Source organism: Flavobacterium circumlabens (assembly GCF_004345565.1).
GTDB classification, from domain to species: Bacteria; Bacteroidota; Bacteroidia; order Flavobacteriales; family Flavobacteriaceae; genus Flavobacterium; species Flavobacterium circumlabens.
The window spans coordinates 537,470-555,761 of the sequence record NZ_SLWA01000003.1 but is presented as its reverse complement, the minus strand read 5'-3'; the positions used below and the strand labels follow the sequence as shown (position 1 = coordinate 555,761).

The following is an 18,292-nucleotide window of genomic DNA, read 5'->3' as shown; positions in this document are numbered from 1 at the left end:
AATCGCTCAATGAATAAAACCATCGTTAATTATGCTTTGTACGGCATAAATAGACCCGTGAGTTTGTAGCATCTTTTTTTTAATATATAGAACTCTAACGATTTTAATTTTTAGTAATCAATTCTCTAAAAGTTGCCATTTGAAAAGGTTTTAATTTAAACTGAATTGAATTTTTTCCTAACTTGATTTCCTTTTCATTAGTTTCAATATGCGAAGTTTGAAAAGCGGATCTCAAAGATGTACTGAAGTGCACTTCAGGAGTTACCTCTTTGCCTGAAAAATTCCAAAACCTTGTAATTATTCCATTTTCTATTCCTTCTTCTGAAGGCTTGATGCTCCAGAGTAAAACATTTGGATTATTTACATTTAATAAAGAGAAAGATTTAGAATGAAAATCATCATTAACACCGGTTATAGTTCCTGTTACCAATGGATTTTGATGTTCTAAAGCAAATTTCATTGACTTTGCTGCATCAAAATTTCCTTGCTGTGAAGAAATGGCAAAGTGATATAAAAAATCTTTTTGACCATTTTGATTCAATATGCCAACAACCCCGCCGTCTTCCACTTTTTTATCTGTATTTCCACCAGCCAATGCGTTAATTTGCGCCGATGCCTCCGATAAAAAATTTATAGTACTCTGCCCTAATTTAAAAAAACTGCAATCCAAATTTGATAATGTGATACCGTAATTATTTTCACTAAGGTTAGCAAAATGATTGAAAGTCTGCCAATCATAACGAGCGATACTATTGGCATAATGCCCACCATTTTTTTCTAATTTATCAATAAGTACAGCTCCCAGTTCTTCGTGTCTGGTGGTGGGATTATTTAAATTAAAAGAAAAAGCCCAAGTTTTTACATCTCCAAAATTTTCTTGGATATTGTTCTCAATATCAATTCGTGGACTCTCAGCATATAAAGTAATTCGGGTTGTATGCAAAACTGGTTTGGATGAAACAGCACTTAGAGTGACTGAGATTGGCCCAGGATTTTCAACAGTTATTTTATCACCGTCATTTACATCGTTTGTGCCTAAATCATTGGCATATTTTCCATCTGTATGCTTAATCAATTGTCGGTTCCCTAATTTATCTGTAATCTCTGTAATCACACCTGATTTGCTGAAACGTAATTTGTAAAATTTATTGCTTATATATTCATTTTCAACAGCTGCAGCCATTGATTTTACTTTTGAAAAACCCTTTTTTATTACAAAGACTTTATATCCTAAAGAAGGAATATTTTGAGCAAAAATTCTCAAAAATCGTTTTCCGTTTTTGGTAATTAATTGACTATTTACTTCTTTATCTGATACTTTATCTATTACTTTTACTGGGTATGCTCCCTTATATTCTAAATCTGCAATATCATTCCTGATCCAGCTTAAGGGGTTAAAAACAAAAAAACTAGGATCAACATCCACTTTTATATGGCTGCCCATCTTTTTTATAGAAAGATTAAGCAGAGTATCAATATAAGCCGTTAAGCTTTCCTGGGTTTTAATTTGCCAATCTGCCCTTGCTTTTCTGGATACTGGTCCGTCTGCTGTCCAATTGTGTTCCCAATACATCCCATAAGATTCCCAGGCTTTGTCCCTTGCATTTTGGGTTGCTTCCATAAAGTTTTTATCTTTTAGGGAAACTAATGTTGCCAATGCTTCGGCTGAGCGCATTTTCTCAGTTGCACGGCGCATTCTGGCTGTAATTTCGTTCATTGATGCTGGCAATAAATCCCATTCGTTGCCAAAACTGACAGCTTGTGCCGGTACATTTGGATAATGCTTTTCAAAATCTATAAAAAAGTCTTCTTCATTACTTACTCTTACCGATCTTTCCTTGTTACTTCCATTTTTTGCTGCATTTATATAGGCTGGCAAAACATAAGTATCTAAATCATCGTGACCAAAACCAAAAGCTCCTCCAATAGTATAAGGATATGCAGATTGAGGTGAGATAGTATCACAATGTTTCTCTAATACATTGATAACATGTTTAAAATCATCTCCCAGATTTTTATATTTAACATTTAATCTACACTCAGCATAACCGCCCAATGGTGCGGTAGTTTTTTCATTATAATTGTACCATTTCATCAAAACACCGGTTCCGTCTAAACCATTGTAACGATACATTTGATGGGCACGCTTTTCTCTACTTTCTAAACTCATTTGACTTCCGTAGCCTCCAATACCTTTCCAGCTATATTTTGCACCTGAACCTGCCCAAAGCGAGGCTAATCCTAAAGGCAGCGTATTATTTTCCATCGCACCTGCCATAGTAAAACGCAAATTGTACTGTCGCTCTAACTGCCCCGCATAATACATGCCGCGAATAACTGCTTCTGTTGGCTGCGCTCCATAACAGTTTACCAACATATTAAGCGGACTACTGATATGTCCAGATTTAATGGCTTGAATAAGTTTATTAAATTGTTTATCTGAACGATACTTTTGGTATTTTTTTAACCATAAGCTCCCATCACAATTAAATCTTGCCTGAAAGTTCGATGGAAAGTTTTTGGTAGAATCAATCTGTGTTAATGAATAATCCAACATCTTTACAAAAGCAGAATCATATTTTGCTTCATTTGCTGTCCACATATAATCAGTATGATCATCATTAGCAATGTAGAGTCGCTTTTGCTGTGAAAATAATGCATTAGGTAGTATTATAACCAAAAGAAAATATAATATTAATTTGCTCGACATAGTCAATGTTGTTTTATTAATAGTCATAAAATTGCACTCTTTAAATAATACATTTAAACCTTTACAATACTTTGTTAAATAGAAAGCTGTCCTTAGTATTTTTTACAAATCTCTTGACAGTAGATTCCCTAATAATAAGTTCTGATTTCAATATGCATTTATTTGTCGATTCCAATACGTCTTTGCTGTTTAAAAGTACAAGCATGATTTCCATTAATTTAGAGCAAATCTTCTCCATAGGCTGCGAAATACAGGTAATCGTAATCGGATATATATTAAACATTTCATGATCATCAAAGGAAATAATTCCTATGCGGTCAATTAAGCTGTAATTGTCTTCTTTTAAAACTTCCAACCCGCGTTGCGCGAGATAGTTTGTGGCAAAAAAAACAGCATCTAATGCGGTATTTTCACTTAAGAATTGTTTTACCTGCCCTTTGTCTTGCTGCATTTCATTATAAGGTATGGATAGTATGGTTGAATTTAAACCAAAGTATGAAATTGCTTTTCGATAACCCGAGAGACGATCCTGCATCTGGCTTTGGTTGGAGTCTGTAGTGATAAAACCAATATTTTTAAACCCATTGCCTATTAAATGAGCTGTCGCATCAAAAGAGGCCTGCTTATTATTGATAGTCACAACATTGCATTCTAATTCTTCAAAATAACGATCCAATAAAATAACAGGAATGTTCTGTTTTATTAAATTTTCAATAGTACTCCTAATACCCGGGGATGGAACAATAATAAATCCATCAACCTGACGGTAAGTAAACAAATCAATAAGTTCGCGGGACTTCTCATCGTCATTATCATTGCTGCAGAAAATAACCCTATAGCCTTCTTTGTAGATAAAGTCTTCAAAAATCCTGGCCAGTTTACAGAAGAAACTGTTTGATATATCTTCCACCATAAAAACCAGAATATTAGATTTGCCGGTCCTCAGGCTCTGGGCAAGCTGATTAGGCTTATAATTGATCTTTTTGGCGTAATCCAGAACCTTGGCAGTCAGCTGCTCTGAAATATTTTTCTCCTTTGATTTACCATTCAGTACAAAGGAAACCGTCGTAATGGAGATTTTAAGATCATCTGCAATGTTTTTAAGTGTTACAGGTTTATTTTTCATTTTTGTTCTGTTTTAAAAGACTTTAAACAAAATGAAAATTCAGCCATGAATGTAATAGGAGCAGCAACTGTTCCTAAGTTGGCAACAGCTATAGAAGGAATTGATAAACAGGTTCCTGATTTAACATTTACTCCCATATCTCCGACAATTTTGACAGGAACTGAAAGTCCTGTAATTTCAGAAAAGGCTAATGTTTTATTGTCATCAATATCGTTGGTATTGTATCCATTACTGCATACTATTGTCAAAATAAAAATAACAACATTGCGAAGCCAAAATCGGTTTTTTAAATTTTTCATGTTTGAATAAAGTTTATTATTTAAAACATTTTAAGAATTCAAATATAATATCGTAATTGCACCAGCGATAGGATACATCGCTCAATAAATAGAAAAAAATGCTCATTATGCTTCGCAAAACAATAATAACCTGTTCTAAAATAAAGTAACATGCGAATGATCTATTATTTATATAAATAGCTAGTGTGTACCATCTTGCAATTGTCACCTTATAATCAAAAAAAGATCCTTTACTTGTAATTTGCTTTCCGGAAAGGTTATTTTTTTCAGCTAAGTTTAATCTCCTTCATTCAAAAAAACAAAAACTGCAATCTAAATAAGAAATCGGTATGTTTACTCCTTATTTATTTTCTAATATTTTTGATGATATCCAAAACCTGACTTACTTTGTTTTTTAAGCCGTTAAAGTCGTTTTTATCTAATATATCTTTCGAAATTAATTGTGATCCAAGACCCACACAAGTGGCTCCTGCACCCAACCATGCAGACAAACTCTCCGCTGTTGGATAAACCCCTCCTGTTGGCATGATACTCGTCCATGGACACGGTCCTTTTATGGCTTTTATAAACTCTGGCCCATAAATATCGGCAGGGAACAATTTCACGATTTCGCAGCCTAATTCTTCGGCTTTTGCAATCTCAGAAAGTGTACTACAACCTGGTGACCACAATACTTTACGACGATTACAGGCAATTGCGATATCTTCTCTAAAAACTGGCGTGACAATAAAGTTAGCACCTAAACTCATATATAAAGAGGCTGAAGCGGCATCCGTTATTGAACCTACTCCCAACATCATTCCCGGCAATTCAGCCAAAGCATATTTGTTTAAAGCTCCAAAAACTTCATGAGCAAAATCACCTCTGCTGGTAAACTCCATTAATCGTGAACCACCGTCATAACAGGCTTTTAAAACCTTCTTGCTTACTTCGATATCGGAATGGAAAAACAACGGTATCATCCCGTTTTCTTTCATTTGCTGTGCTACTTCAATTCTTGAATATCTCGCCATTTTTTACTTTTTATCTTGATACTAATCCGGCAGAATCACCATCAAGCATATTTTCAACTTCTTTCAAGCTAACCAGATTATAATCTCCAGCAATAGTGTGTTTTAAACAACAAGCTGCCACTGCAAAATCTAAAGCTTTCTGGTTATTATTCTGATATTTCAATAATCCATAAATCAAACCTCCCATAAAGGCATCTCCGCTTCCTACCCTGTCTACAACCGGTGTAACTTCTTTCATAGTAGCATTGTAAATCGATTGACCATCAAATAAAACGCCACCAATTCTTTGGTGAGATGCACTAACAGAATAGCGTAGAGTTGTAGCTGTAATTTTTAAATTAGGAATTAAATCAAATAACCTATTATATAAAACAGGAAGTGACTTCTCATCCTGGTAATTCGGGTTCACTTTTGGAATGTTCAGCATAAAATAAGCAGTATCGATATCACCTAAAATAACATTGCTGTAGTGCAGCATCTCGGGCATAACATCACTTGGTTTTTTGCCATACTGCCATAATTTTGATCTGTAATTCAGGTCACATGAAATCGTGATTCCCAGTTTATGAGCCACTTTAATAGCCTCCAAACAAGCCTCGGCAGCACTTTTTGAAATAGCGGGTGTAATACCGCTCCAATGAAACCAATTGGCTCCCTGCAGCACTTTTTCCCAATCAATTATCCCTTTTTGAATCGTGGCCATTGAACTATGAGCGCGATCATAAACAACAATGCTTCCGCGGCTTGCTGCCCCTGTTTCCAGAAAGTAAATTCCTAAACGTTCACCTCCAAAAATGATGTTTTTTGATTCAACGTTCATTTTTCGCATTTCTTTCAATGCTGATGCTCCAATTTCATTTTCAGGGAGTCTTGTTACAAATTCTGCATCTACTCCATAATTAGCTAAAGACACACAAACATTAAATTCACCACCACCGTAAGAAGCGCCAAATGCTGCAGCTTGCGTGAAACGCAAATGTCGCTCTGGTGAAAGACGCAGCATGATTTCGCCAAATGCGACCACTCTTCCTTTGATATTATCCATCTGTGTTTATATTTTATAATTATTTTCTCCGGCTTTCAGGAGCTCTAAAAGTCATTTTAATTATTTCAAAGAAAAACCTTGCTTTAAAAGCCATTCGCTGATATCGGCCATAAATACATTTCTTGTGTTGTTAATATACCCGTTAAAGATGACGTATCGTCCGGTTTTATCCCAGGCTGGATGAGGATCAATGCGGAATTCTCCATCGATCTTAGAGACGAAAATCTCTACAATATTTTCTTCTTTTCCGCTGGCCATATTTAAAAGCCTTATTGGCACAATGCCGTTTCTTGCAGTAATGGATTCATTTGGATAGGCATCGGTAATAATTAAAGGCAAGCCTTTAGGATGATAAGAAGGATGGCCTGATCCGGGGGTAAAAACAGTTTTCAGATTGCTTCCGTCATACTTGACCTCAATAAGTTCGAGTCCTTCTTTTCCGTCAACATTCAAATTCATGGAGAGATGCTCGCCATCTGCGGTCCAGTTTACATGATGACCTCCCTTCTCCCATTGTTCAGGTGTTATGGCGGTTCTAATCTCTGAACCATCACTGCGCATAGTTATGACCGAACGTTTCCTGGGTCCCCCTTTAACAGGAGCCCATTGCAGTGTGGTAAGAAGTCTTGTTCCCTGCGGGTTCCATTTTATCTGAAAACAGTAAAATTCATAATCATTTGAATTTTTAAACTGTATTGAAGGTATGGTCGTTTGGTATAAATCTTTTAAGGTTACAATCTGTTTTGATTTTCCCGAATTAATATCGATAACTGTAATTCCGTCTTTCTGATCCGCGCCAAAATTGCGTTTCACGAGCTTTTTAGGCACAATTACTCCGTAACCAACCTGAGCATAAGTAGATTTCATCAGGTCATAGCTTGCTATTTTTCTTCCGTCACTTGAAGCCATAAAAACAGTACCTCCCAAGTGTCTTTTTTTTCCGGAAAATGGATCAAGAACGGTACAAAAAGCTTTCCAGCTCAAGGTATCAACATCATTAAATAACAATTCATGATCGGACTTCCCCCACTGGACATTGGCACCGAGCTGTACTTCCCATCCCCTTGATTGGGCCACCACTTTTTCTTTGCCTGTTTTTAAGTCCACAAGTATAACCTGTCCAGCATCGCCTGCCTTGGGCGATACATTTTCATACGGCAGTTTAAATAATGCAACATAACGTCCTGATGGGCTCATCGGTGACGTGTCGAAAAATCGGTGCAATGTCATGCCATCATGACTCAATTGAGTGAGCTTAACACCAGAAGCCACTTTAATACCATTATAATCAGTATTAAAAGGTGCCTGAGCATTTATTGTCTCAATACAAAAAAAAAGAGCTGCTGAAAGTAGACTTATACAATATTTTATTTTATGAATAGCCATATCTAATTTGTTTATTATTTTACTGTAAAATTTTCACTAATTTTAATATCAGAAGGTGAGGATCCTATCATTACCGTAAAATTGGTGTAGTTAAGATCATATCCAAATACGTGGGATCAAACCAGTAAAATTATTCCTTAACTGCTTATCTTGATTTAAGCTTTTTTGCTTTCCTGCCCTTAATATAAAAAATCACAGCGCCTACAAGACAGATTGTTCCGGACGCCATTGCAAGCTTTCCGCTCATATTAGCAGATGATGGAAAGCCCATTACAATAAACATGGAACCTGTGACAGTAAATGCAACAGCGTAGAGCATCATAAGTCCGCCGACAACAGCGTCATCATTCTGCTCGGTTTTGGCGCTCGGTGTGGATAATTTGATAAAAAAAGCTTTTACTTTCTCATTATAACGGCTGTCCTGAGATAAAAATAGTCCCGACAATAAAAATACCCCAACGCAAACCACTACTTCAATTAGTGTTGCAATTTCCCATGAGAATGCTTCGGTATAATTCAATATTATTCCAAGTATAATACCAATAATCATAGATGCAAGTGCTCCCCATGGCTGTGGTCTCCAAAAAATTACACCCATGATAACGGGAATAATCATCGGAATAGAGAAGATACCCGATAAATACTGGTTGACCTCAAAGGCACCTCCGAGCTTTTGAACATACAGGGCTCCGACTGAAACTATGGTACCAACAAGCAGTGTCATAATTCTGGCGGCCCAGAGCAGCTCTGTCGGCAGGGCATTTTTTCTAAAAAGTCGCTGATAGATATCACGTGTAAGAACACTTGCAGTCACGTTAAATTCAGCACTTAAAACAGACATGGTGGCGGCAAACATCGCCGCAATCATAAGTCCCATGATACCGGGCGGCAGCAGTTTTAAACATAAGGCTACATACGACATCTCAGGATTTTCCAGGTCAGGGAGGATAACCCTTGCAGCAACAGCTGGAAAAAGGAATATTACAGGAAAAATAAGAAATAGAACTGCTGATAAAATTCCTATTTTTTTTCCGTCAGATTCACTCTTAGCGCTGTAAAACCTCTGAATGAAAGTCCAGTTTCCCAGATATTTAATGATAATGGTCAGATAATAAACTGTCAGATAAATTGGCATCCCTTTATCTCCGTTAAACCAGTTCATATTATTAGGAATTACTTCCTGCATGTGCGAAAACCCTCCGGCTGCATCATAAGCCAAGGGTACCAAAATAAAAGTTGAAAATAATAAAATTACAAACTGAACAACATCGGTCACAATAACGGCCAGAAATCCTCCGACTACAGTGTAAACTGAAACTACAATGCCGCAGTATATAATGGCCGTTTCAAAAGGTATGCCTGAGGCAGCCATAACAAATATACCAATAGAATATAATTTGATCATATCATCAAGTAGCTTCAACAACACACCGCACCATGAAAATATTTGACGGATTGAGGCATTAAATCTGGTTTCTAAAAATTCGACCGGGCTTATAATTCCAGCCCGTTTCCAAAGTTTGGCGTAAACAAAAACCGCTATTAAAGATGGAAATATTGTCGACCACATTATAGTTATCGCCACCAGTCCATCTGAATAGGCAATTCCGGCATAAGCAACAAAGACAAATGTGCTGAACTTGGTCATAAAGTTGCTGATACCGCCTGCTACCCAGGAAACAGCACTTCCACCTTTAAAATAATCACCTATATTCTTTATGTATTTTCCAAGAAAAATACCAATACCGGCCATAAGAAGCATATAAATGATTATTGTCACATAATCCAGCGTTTGTAATTGATTCATCTGTCAGATTTATTAATTTTATTATTATGTAATTTTCTTTTAATTTTATGTACAGCCATCTTTCAAAATAGCATTCTTCAGTATTTTATAATCAATTTAAAAAATTATATTGCCTCGCTGACCTGGTCGACTAAATATACAATCGACTGGTAGGATATGCCCGAATGAAGGCTCAGACCAATCTCGCAGGTTCTGCTGTTGGAGTATCCGCGTTTGACGTCTGGACCAAGCTGCTGACTTAGCCCTAAAAGCCCTGAAGCATTAAGCTCCGGAATCTCGAACCCTTTGTCACCAGAAAACCCGCAGCAGTTCGTTTGGGGAACAATTACCTTTTCGGCACATTTTTGGGCCAGTTCAGTTAATTTGTTTTCTATTCCCATTTTTTTCATACTGCAGACCTCAAAAACTGCCACAGGTTCAGATGTGGGCGTAATTTTGAGAAAAGATAATAAGATATCGTTTATAAATTCAACCGGTTCATATATTTTGAGACTGCTTTTTAATTTACCGGCATTCTCATGCATAGTATATAGGCACGGACTCATATCACATACAATGGGCCATTTACCATTTTCACTAGCCTTGGCAAGAGCTAGTTCCAGCAAATTTCCCTTTTGCTTCGCAATATCGAAATATCCCTTACTTGAAAAAGGCATACCGCAGCAAAGTGTCTGTAAATGCTCAGGATAAATAACCTCAAAACCGCCTTTGTGCAGCAGTTGAACAATTTTATCAGAAAGCTGCTCCTGTGAATAATCTTCAGAGGAAACCCCCATGGTTCTGTTGATACAAGAGGGATAATAAACCACTTTTCTCTGGCTTGCGACCTGACTTTCTAAAGATTTAAGTCTTTTGGCTCCTCCTGGCATAAACCGGTTCCATTGTGGAATCCTGCCTTGGGAAATAAATCTTAAAAAAGAGGAAATTCCGGACATTAGCTTATTTCCAAGCAACAACTGAAAAAAACGCACTACCAGTAAAATTTTTCGAAGCAAAAAGGTGGTAAAAGATAAATGTAAACTAATCCAGGAGGCTATACGGAACTCCTTCCCAATTCTTTGGTTACGAAGCTCTTTGACAAATGCTCCCGTGTCGATATGCACCGGACAGCTCAGGGCGCAGAGGCCATCTGTGGCGCAGGTATCATCAGCCTTATATTGAAAGTTATCAAGCAGCAATTGGAGCTCTGCAGGATTCTGGCCAGAAGCAACGAGCCTGCTGATCTCACGGTTAACAGTAATTCGATGTCTTGGTGAAAGCGTATAATCAGCTGAAACACAATTCGGCTCACAAAATCCGCATTCTATACAGGGATCAATGATCGGGTTACAAGATGGTATCGGTTTTAAATTTTTTAAATGAATCTGGGGATCGTCGTTTAAAATAACCCCCGGATTTAAAAGATTTTTCGGATCAAAAATAGCTTTGATCTCCTTCATAAGACCATAAGCTTCTTTACCCCATTCCATCTCAACGTAAGGCGCCATATTTCTTCCCGTACCATGCTCGGCCTTAAGGGAACCATCAAACTTCTTTACCACAAGGTCAGCCACATCATCCATAAAATTGGCATAGCGGTCAATCTCATTTTGAGAATCAAAATTCTGTGTAAAAACAAAATGAAGATTGCCCTCAAGGGCATGCCCAAAAATTACAGCCTCGGTATAGCGCCATTTTGCGAAGAGTTTCTGCAGTTCCAGAGTTGCCTCTGCAAGCTGTTCTGTCTTAAAGGCTACGTCTTCTATAATAACAGTGGTTCCTTTTTGCCTCATGGCCCCCACTGATGGAAAAAGTCCTTTTCGGATTTTCCATAGCAGCGCATATTCTGCCGGATCATCAGTAAACAATGCAGGGAGTTCCATAGATTGCTCTTTCACAATATTTAAAACTGCTTGTATCTGCAGCTGAAGGTCCTCCGAACTTGACGCTCTGGTATCTACAAGCAGCGCACATGCTTCGGGGTCAAGGTCTTTGAGGTACGAGGGAACACCTTTATCGTTTTCAACTGATCGAAGCCCTGAGCGGTCGATGAGCTCTACTGCAGCCACAGGTGCCCTCTTTAAAAGACTTACAACACGACAGGCACTCTCAACGTTTTGAAAAATCATCAAAGATGCTGCTTTATACTTATGGTTTTCCACTGTCTGCAGCGAAATTTCAGAAATAAAACCCAGAGTACCTTCGGATCCAATCATGAGATGCTCAATAATTTCAAAGGGGTCAATATAATCTATCAGGGCATTTAAGCTGTACCCTGTTGTGTTTTTCATTTTATACTTACCGGAAATTCGTTCCGCAAGAATGGTGTCAGCTTTCGCACGCTCGGCCAGATCCTGTATTTTTTTAATAAGATCAGGCTGCAGTTTTTGAAAATGTGTTCTGCTCTCTGCATTTGCAGTGTCGAGAATTGCTCCATCAGCAAATACTAATCTCATCGACTTAACGGTCTTATAGGTGTTCTGAGCTGTTCCACAGCACATACCGCTGGCATTATTGGCTGCGATGCCTCCAATCATGGCTGCATTTATTGACGCAGGGTCGGGGCCTATTTTTTTATTATATGGCTCCAGCAAAATATTAGCCCTGGACCCAAGAACTCCTGGCTGCAACCGAATAGCGTTTCCGTTGTCAAGTATTTCGTACTCTTTCCAGTGCTGTCCTGCAACTACAAGTACCGAGTCTGTTACAGCCTGTCCTGACAAGCTCGTTCCTGCGGCCCTGAAAGTCACGGCAAGACCTAGCGCAGACGAATGCTTTAGGATAAAGACAACTTCTTGCTCGTCTTTTGCCTTGATGACAATTTTAGGTATCAGTCTATAAAAACTGGCATCAGTTCCATAAGCCAAAAGCGATAAAGAATCATGAAAAATTCTATCCTTATCGATGGTGGAAACTAATTTATTATGCAATATTTTATAATTACCTGAAAGCATTATATTATAGATTTACTACTAAAACGAGCAGTTGTGTTTAATTTATTAACAGATTCTAATAAAATTCTCTATTGAATGCCACAAGCATCCATAAGTCCTTTGATATAACCAATTCCAAAGAGATTCCCCTTCATCTCATAACCGAAATGTTCATTGCTTTCTCCCGCCATTGTCGGTACATGGTCCGAGCGCAGTGGGCCGTCAAATCCCACAGCTTTATAAGCCTGCATCATCCTGAACATATCAGTTGGTCCGTTATCATGGAAAGTCTCCCGGAAATCCTCGGGTGTTCCTACAACATCCCTTATATGCACAAAAAATATCTTATTGTTTCTGCCGTGTTTTTCAATCATACCTAATACATCTTCATTCATAGTGGTATAGGTTCCCTGACAAAAGGTAAGTCCATGCGACGGACTTTGTGAAAAAGATAATGCCCTGTCGATAGCTTCCGCTGAAATTAAAATACGGCTTATTCCATGTATAGGCGTAATAGGCGGATCATCGGGATGAAGCGCCATTTTAACACCGTTGGATTCCGCTACCAGCATAACCTGCTCTATAAACCACTGGTAATTATCCCAGATTTGATTTTCACTAAATAGACCATGTTGCGATGCGGGCTCAAGGGCTGCCTCTTTCATGGAAAATCCACTGACAATGGCACCTCCTCTTTCTTTAATGTCTTTACGGGTTCTGTACCAGCCTGTTGCCATAAAATTATAACAGAGCAGTCTCACATCTAGCCTGTTCATATTCTCCAACATCCGGCAGTATTTTTCAATATCCTGCTCTTTGCCCGGAAGTCCTAATTTTATCCGGGTCATATCAAACTGGTCACCTTCAAGTCCGTATAAATTAAAGCCTTGCTTTACATAAATTTCTTTTGATTTTTCAAAAGATTCAAAATTGTCAATGGAAGGCATTCCTGTTAGTTCAGGGGCTAATTTTGCAATAGCGTAGTCAATACCCATCTGTCTGCACAGTTCCCACTTTTCATCCGGGGTATTGCCAAAAAATAAAAATGATAATTTCATTGTATTTTTTTAGAAATTAAAAATAGCCGCCCTTGTCAGTGATATCCCTTACACTCTGTCCTTCTGCAACCCATCCAAAAATCTTCTTTTCATTTTCCTTAATTTCCTCAGCTCTTACCAGTACTTCAAAAGCAATATCCCTTGGAACTACCAAAACGCCGTCTACATCTCCCAGAACGATATCTCCAGGCTTTATAATTACATTTCCAATCTGAAGCGGCACCTGATAATCTGTAATCAGACAACGGCCCAAACTACCATTGGATGAGCGGTATTTATAAAAAACAGGAAAATCAGCTTCTAATATCTGATGCGTGTCACGAATACCTCCGTCCAGACAAGCTGCCCTTATCTTTTTTCCTTTTGCGGTAGCGGTCATTACACCACCCCATGAAGTTGACTCTTCATCCTTACTGCTGTCCCACACTACAAAGGCATTTTCATGCATTTCATCGAGCATCTGGGTACGGAATTCCATTTCTCCAGATACCTTCGTGCTGGTAGAACTTTTTACCGTAAAGGCAAATCCTGCCACAGTACGATATTCCCTTAGTGGAATAATATGATTTGGGAGAGCCTGATTCATTAGGCAGAATTCTCTAAGTACATCATTAATTGCCCCGGTATATAACTCCTGAAACCTGTTTAATAATTCATTATCTGAAATAGGAAACATTGCCTTGGAAACATTCTCCCGCATTTCAATAAGCTTATCAAGCTTCATCATGCTGACTTCTTTTTTGTATTGATCTACACTCATATCTTTATTATTTATAATTTTAAATTTAGATTAAACCCCTGATGATGACAAAAATCCTCCATCTACCGGAATAACAATTCCGGTAACAAATGATGCTGCCTTATCATCGATAAGCCAGTTCATGCATCCGATTAATTCCGAAGCTTCTCCAAAACGCTTCATTGGAGTATGCCCCAATACATTTTCGGCGCGTGCTGTCTGGGAGCCGTCCTCATTATACATGATTTTTTTGCTCCTTTCATTTAAGAAAAATCCCGGAGCAATTGCATTTACCCTCACATTGGCCGGTGCAAGATAAGTGGCAAGCCATTGGGTAAAATTGGCTATTCCAGCTTTTGCCATTCCGTATGCCCCTACTTTTGTCAAAGGACGGTAGCTGTTCATAGAGGCAATATTGATAATTACCCCATTTTTCTGTGCAGCCATATCTTTTCCAAATACAAAAGACGGGATGACCGTACCCATAGTATTTACATTAATTACACTTTGGAAAACATTCATATCAAGATTAAAAAAGCCTTTAATCCCATCGGTTCCATCAAGTTCACCTTCGTTGAATTCTGTTGTATTTGTAAGCGCTTCCATTTGATTTCCTCCTGCACCGTTTATAAGCACAGTACAGATACCAAGTTCTTTCTTTACAATATTTTTTGCCTCAGTTACAGATTCGTTATTGGAAACATCAACCGCTATAGAAATGGCAGTTCCTCCCTGAGCTGTAATCTGCTCTTCTACTAATTTTAATTTTTCAAGGGTTCTTCCAAGTAATGCTACCTTAAAACCCTGAGCGGCTAAACTGCGTGCCATCTCCGAGCAGAGTGTTCCCCCTGCACCTGTTACAACAGCTACTTTTGTTTGTGTATTATTCATTTGAAATCATTTTTTTACTATTGGTATAGCATATATCGGTTATTAATTCTTTTAGGTAAATATTATCTTTTGGAAGCAGTCCCTTTTCCACCCAGTCTCCGATTATATTGCATAAAATTCTCCTGAAATAATCATGCCTTGAGAAAGACAATATGCTTCGTGAATCTGTAGTCATGCCAACAAAACGACTTAAGAGCGAATAATTTGCTGATGCCAGAAGCTGCGATTTAATGCCTTCAATATGGTCATTGAACCACCATGCAGGTCCGAACTGTATTTTTCCCGGCATGCCATCTTGGGCAAAAGACCCTGTTAGGGTGGCAAAAGCCTCATTATCTGACGGATTCAATGTAAAGAGTAGCGTATTAGGCAGACTATTATTTTGTTCAAGTCTATCCAATAAACTGCAGATACTGGTAATGCAGGCAGCACTTCCAATTGATGCGTAACCTCCTGCGGCTCCCGCCATACTTCTCAAACGTGAGCTCGTATAACGCTGGGCTCCAACGTGAAGTTGCATCGTCCAGCCTAAAGAAGCAAACTCACCGCCCAGAAATAATAAAATAAAACACTGCAATTGTGTCTTTTCCTCAAAACTTAATTCTTTATGGTCTAAAACTTTAGCAAATAATTCAGCAGCCTTTTGCTCCGAAACAATCTTAAAAGTAAAGCCTGCATCCAAAGCCTGATCCGCGAGTCGGCACCCATTTTCATGAAAATAATCCAACTGAAATCGCAAAGCTGCCTTAAAGTCCGAAAATCCATCAATTGAAATTGAGGAATGCTGTGATAACTGCTGCAGAAACTGAGATGATTCCCATGAATCAGTATGCAGTGCAAGGTCGCAACGCAAAGATGGCAGAACGGTAAACTTCGATCCTAATGATGCTTCTTTATGTACCTTTAAATCATCAAACCAATTATCTGAAGTACAAAAAGTCTCTACATTATACTTCTCCATCAGTGCTCTTGCTGAGAAATCATCCTGTTCCAGAAGTCTATTACAAGTGTCCCATATTCTTGGAGCACTCTCTTCTGTTAAAAGCTCCTGGATGCCGAAGATATTTTTCAACTCTAAGTAGGACCAGTGAAACAGAGGATTTCCCATCGTTTTGGGGAATGTTTTTGCCCAGTGAAAAAATTTTTCTTCATCAGAGGCCGCTCCTGAGATATAATGTTCTGCTACACCGTTAATCCTCATTGATCTGTGCTTGTAGGGGTCACTGCAGACCCAAAGTTCAGCGATGTTACTGAATTTTTTATTGCTCGCCAAATGCGATACATTGATATGATTGTGGTAGTCCACAATAGGAAGAGCTTGGGCTATCTCATGAAAAAGAAAAACTGCCGTTGGGCTCTCCAGAAAATAATTTGGTCCAAGAAATTCAGGTTTTGACATTATAAAAGGTGTAAGTAGCTTATTTTTAACTGCTGTTCAGAGCATTTGCATAAAGCAGTTAACATTTTGCTTATATAAAAAATCAATTATTATATATAACCCCGCATGTAGATACAGGCGGGGCTACAGTTAAAAAACAAAAACTAATCAAACTAAATTAATACCCTGGATTTTGAACCAGAACGGCACCAGTATTGGCTTCAATTTCTTTTTGAGGAATAGGCCATAAATCATATTTAGGTGCATATGTAGGTCCTGTAAGCCAATTATATTTAACAACACGCTCTCCATATTTACCTACACGTCTTAAAGTAATTGAACGCATTTCCTCAAAAACCATTTCTCTGGTTCTTTCATCAAGAATGTAATCGATATTAACATTTCCTGGCAAAACATCAGCAGCACCTGCTCTGGAGCGAACAACATTAATATCAGCAGCAGCTAAGCCTTGATTTCCTAAGGCTAAATATGCCTCAGCTCTTAATAAGTAAGCTTCAGGTAAACGCAGAATATAATCATCGTGATAAGTAGCACCTGCACCACTGCCTAGAAGTAGTGGATTGTTAGGATCATTCAAGCCTGCAGGATGATCGCCCGGTGTTGTTGACTTTACAAACCATTTATAGAATCTCCAGCCCCCTGCATTTGCAACCTGCAGAGGCGTGCCTACTCCTGTTCCCATATTTTTACCTCTAAATTGCGATACCTTTTTTCCAAAATAAGCCGATGCAGGATTATCATAAAGTGCGTCCTTAATTAAATTGGCATCGTTGCATCTGATATCTCCAATGTAATTAGCAGGCCATAGTCCGCCGCCTATGTCGTTAACTGTATTTGTGGTATAAGCGGTTGGCTGCAGAAAGGATACACCATTGCCGCCGATATTGTCATTTGAACGTCTTCCCAAAAACCCTGGTTTTCCATCGGGATCAGTAATGCTCCAAACAGCAGGATTACAGCTGCGCTCGAATTGATTTGCTCCCCCTGCATCTGTTGATTTAATGATTCCACCTGGAACATCGGTCTCAAACTGTACAACCCAAAGCGCTTCTTTGTTGCCCGATGTCCTGTTTTGATTCCCTCTCTGCCACAAATCCCAAAATACATCTTTGCCAAAAACCGAAGAACGCGTACCGAAACGGCCTTTCATCAAACCAACATTTGGATCGTTGACTACCTTTGAAATTTCGGTAACAGCTTCTGCCGAACGGCCTAGTGATATTAATGTTTCACCTAAATAAAAGCTGGCTACTATGTTAGAAACCCTCCCGTCTTTCACTTTATTTATGGGCAGCATACCGTCGGCTGCGTCCTTAAAATCAAGCGCCATTTGATTAAGAATTTCTATCTTTGTAGCACGGACCCTATCCAGTACTGGTGTTGTAGCGAATTCTGTTACCAATGGCACACCTCCGTAAAGATAAACCAGGTCTCGATACGCTTTTCCTCTGAAAAATTTTGCCTCGGCAATAACTGGTATTTTTTGTTCGGCAGTCAGGGTGGATTTATTAATGTTTTCAATTAATAGGTTGGCCAAGGCTATTATTTTAAAATTCTCCTGATAATAGAAGGTTGGCGCATAATTGGAAGGTACTAAAGCAGTAACCAATGATCCGATTTTCTCATTGGTTCCAGTTCCCCTTCCAGAAAAGAAAGAATCAGTACCATATAGCAATGATTGGGAAACATCTGAGGCTCCGATATAATAAATGTAGCGCTCCTTGACGTAGAAGTTAGTAATAACTCCCTCAATTCCGGCACTGTTCGAAAATACATTTTCAGGAGTATAAAGAGCTATTGGATCTTCCCTTAGAAACTCTTCCTCATTGCAAGATCCTAATGTTCCGAATAACACCAAGGCAGCAAAAAATTTAGTATAATTAGATTTTTTCATAATGAATATATTT

The 18,292-nt window shown here is 38.4% G+C and carries 13 protein-coding genes; all 13 read right to left on the bottom strand.

From position 1 onward, the window contains the following. Positions 1–103 precede the first annotated feature (103 nt). Positions 104–2,710 carry a glycosyl hydrolase-related protein gene (locus EV142_RS10600; protein WP_127340749.1) on the bottom strand — a complete coding sequence of 869 codons (2,607 nt, stop codon included), beginning with the start codon at positions 2,708–2,710 and terminating at the stop codon, positions 104–106. A gap of 61 nt (positions 2,711–2,771) precedes the next feature. Next, a complete protein-coding gene (locus EV142_RS10595) occupies positions 2,772–3,836 on the bottom strand; it encodes a LacI family DNA-binding transcriptional regulator (RefSeq protein WP_127340735.1) in 1,065 nt (354 codons plus the stop codon). Continuing rightward, positions 3,833–4,135, bottom strand: coding sequence for a hypothetical protein (locus EV142_RS10590; RefSeq protein WP_127340734.1), 303 nt, complete (start codon positions 4,133–4,135; stop codon positions 3,833–3,835). Before EV142_RS10590 ends, EV142_RS10595 begins: the two co-directional genes overlap by 4 nt. 344 nt (positions 4,136–4,479) lie before the next feature. Continuing rightward, positions 4,480–5,148 (bottom strand): bifunctional 4-hydroxy-2-oxoglutarate aldolase/2-dehydro-3-deoxy-phosphogluconate aldolase, encoded by a 669-nt coding sequence (locus EV142_RS10585; protein WP_127340733.1) that lies wholly within the window; start codon positions 5,146–5,148, stop codon positions 4,480–4,482. Positions 5,149–5,158: 10 nt separating this feature from the next. Beyond that, positions 5,159–6,193 (bottom strand): sugar kinase, encoded by a 1,035-nt coding sequence (locus EV142_RS10580; protein WP_127340732.1) that lies wholly within the window; start codon positions 6,191–6,193, stop codon positions 5,159–5,161. Positions 6,194–6,253: 60 nt separating this feature from the next. After that, the gene (locus EV142_RS10575) at positions 6,254–7,438 is read right to left on the bottom strand and encodes a hypothetical protein (protein WP_209443528.1); all 1,185 of its coding nucleotides are present in this window, start codon (positions 7,436–7,438) and stop codon (positions 6,254–6,256) included. Positions 7,439–7,724: 286 nt separating this feature from the next. Continuing rightward, positions 7,725–9,386, bottom strand: a complete 1,662-nt coding sequence (locus EV142_RS10570) for a sodium:solute symporter family transporter (RefSeq protein ID WP_127340730.1) — start codon at positions 9,384–9,386, stop codon at positions 7,725–7,727. Positions 9,387–9,490: 104 nt separating this feature from the next. Next, positions 9,491–12,319: an FAD-binding and (Fe-S)-binding domain-containing protein gene (locus EV142_RS10565; RefSeq protein WP_127340729.1), complete on the bottom strand. Its 2,829-nt coding sequence runs from the start codon at positions 12,317–12,319 to the stop codon at positions 9,491–9,493. A 68-nt stretch (positions 12,320–12,387) separates the two neighbouring features. Beyond that, positions 12,388–13,356 carry a mannonate dehydratase gene (locus EV142_RS10560; RefSeq protein WP_127340728.1) on the bottom strand — a complete coding sequence of 323 codons (969 nt, stop codon included), beginning with the start codon at positions 13,354–13,356 and terminating at the stop codon, positions 12,388–12,390. A 16-nt stretch (positions 13,357–13,372) separates the two neighbouring features. Continuing rightward, entirely contained in the window at positions 13,373–14,116 is a 744-nt protein-coding gene (locus tag EV142_RS10555) for an RraA family protein (protein ID WP_127340727.1), read from the bottom strand. Positions 14,117–14,146: 30 nt separating this feature from the next. Further along, entirely contained in the window at positions 14,147–14,986 is an 840-nt protein-coding gene (locus EV142_RS10550; protein ID WP_127340726.1) for an SDR family oxidoreductase, read from the bottom strand. Further along, positions 14,979–16,385 (bottom strand): glucuronate isomerase, encoded by a 1,407-nt coding sequence (uxaC, locus tag EV142_RS10545; protein WP_127340725.1) that lies wholly within the window; start codon positions 16,383–16,385, stop codon positions 14,979–14,981. Before uxaC ends, EV142_RS10550 begins: the two co-directional genes overlap by 8 nt. Before the next feature lie 157 nt (positions 16,386–16,542). Beyond that, complete coding sequence (locus EV142_RS10540) at positions 16,543–18,279, bottom strand: RagB/SusD family nutrient uptake outer membrane protein (protein ID WP_127340724.1); 1,737 nt, start codon at positions 18,277–18,279, stop codon at positions 16,543–16,545. Between the last annotated feature and the right edge of the window lie 13 nt (positions 18,280–18,292).

Coding starts and splice junctions, on each gene's coding strand:
- EV142_RS10600 (WP_127340749.1), bottom strand. CDS start 2,710: ATGTCGAGCAAATTAATATTATATTTTCTTTTGGTTATAATACTACCT.
- EV142_RS10595 (WP_127340735.1), bottom strand. CDS start 3,836: ATGAAAAATAAACCTGTAACACTTAAAAACATTGCAGATGATCTTAAA.
- EV142_RS10590 (WP_127340734.1), bottom strand. CDS start 4,135: ATGAAAAATTTAAAAAACCGATTTTGGCTTCGCAATGTTGTTATTTTT.
- EV142_RS10585 (WP_127340733.1), bottom strand. CDS start 5,148: ATGGCGAGATATTCAAGAATTGAAGTAGCACAGCAAATGAAAGAAAAC.
- EV142_RS10580 (WP_127340732.1), bottom strand. CDS start 6,193: ATGGATAATATCAAAGGAAGAGTGGTCGCATTTGGCGAAATCATGCTG.
- EV142_RS10570 (WP_127340730.1), bottom strand. CDS start 9,386: ATGAATCAATTACAAACGCTGGATTATGTGACAATAATCATTTATATG.
- EV142_RS10565 (WP_127340729.1), bottom strand. CDS start 12,319: ATGCTTTCAGGTAATTATAAAATATTGCATAATAAATTAGTTTCCACC.
- EV142_RS10560 (WP_127340728.1), bottom strand. CDS start 13,356: ATGAAATTATCATTTTTATTTTTTGGCAATACCCCGGATGAAAAGTGG.
- EV142_RS10555 (WP_127340727.1), bottom strand. CDS start 14,116: ATGAGTGTAGATCAATACAAAAAAGAAGTCAGCATGATGAAGCTTGAT.
- EV142_RS10550 (WP_127340726.1), bottom strand. CDS start 14,986: ATGAATAATACACAAACAAAAGTAGCTGTTGTAACAGGTGCAGGGGGA.
- uxaC (WP_127340725.1), bottom strand. CDS start 16,385: ATGTCAAAACCTGAATTTCTTGGACCAAATTATTTTCTGGAGAGCCCA.
- EV142_RS10540 (WP_127340724.1), bottom strand. CDS start 18,279: ATGAAAAAATCTAATTATACTAAATTTTTTGCTGCCTTGGTGTTATTC.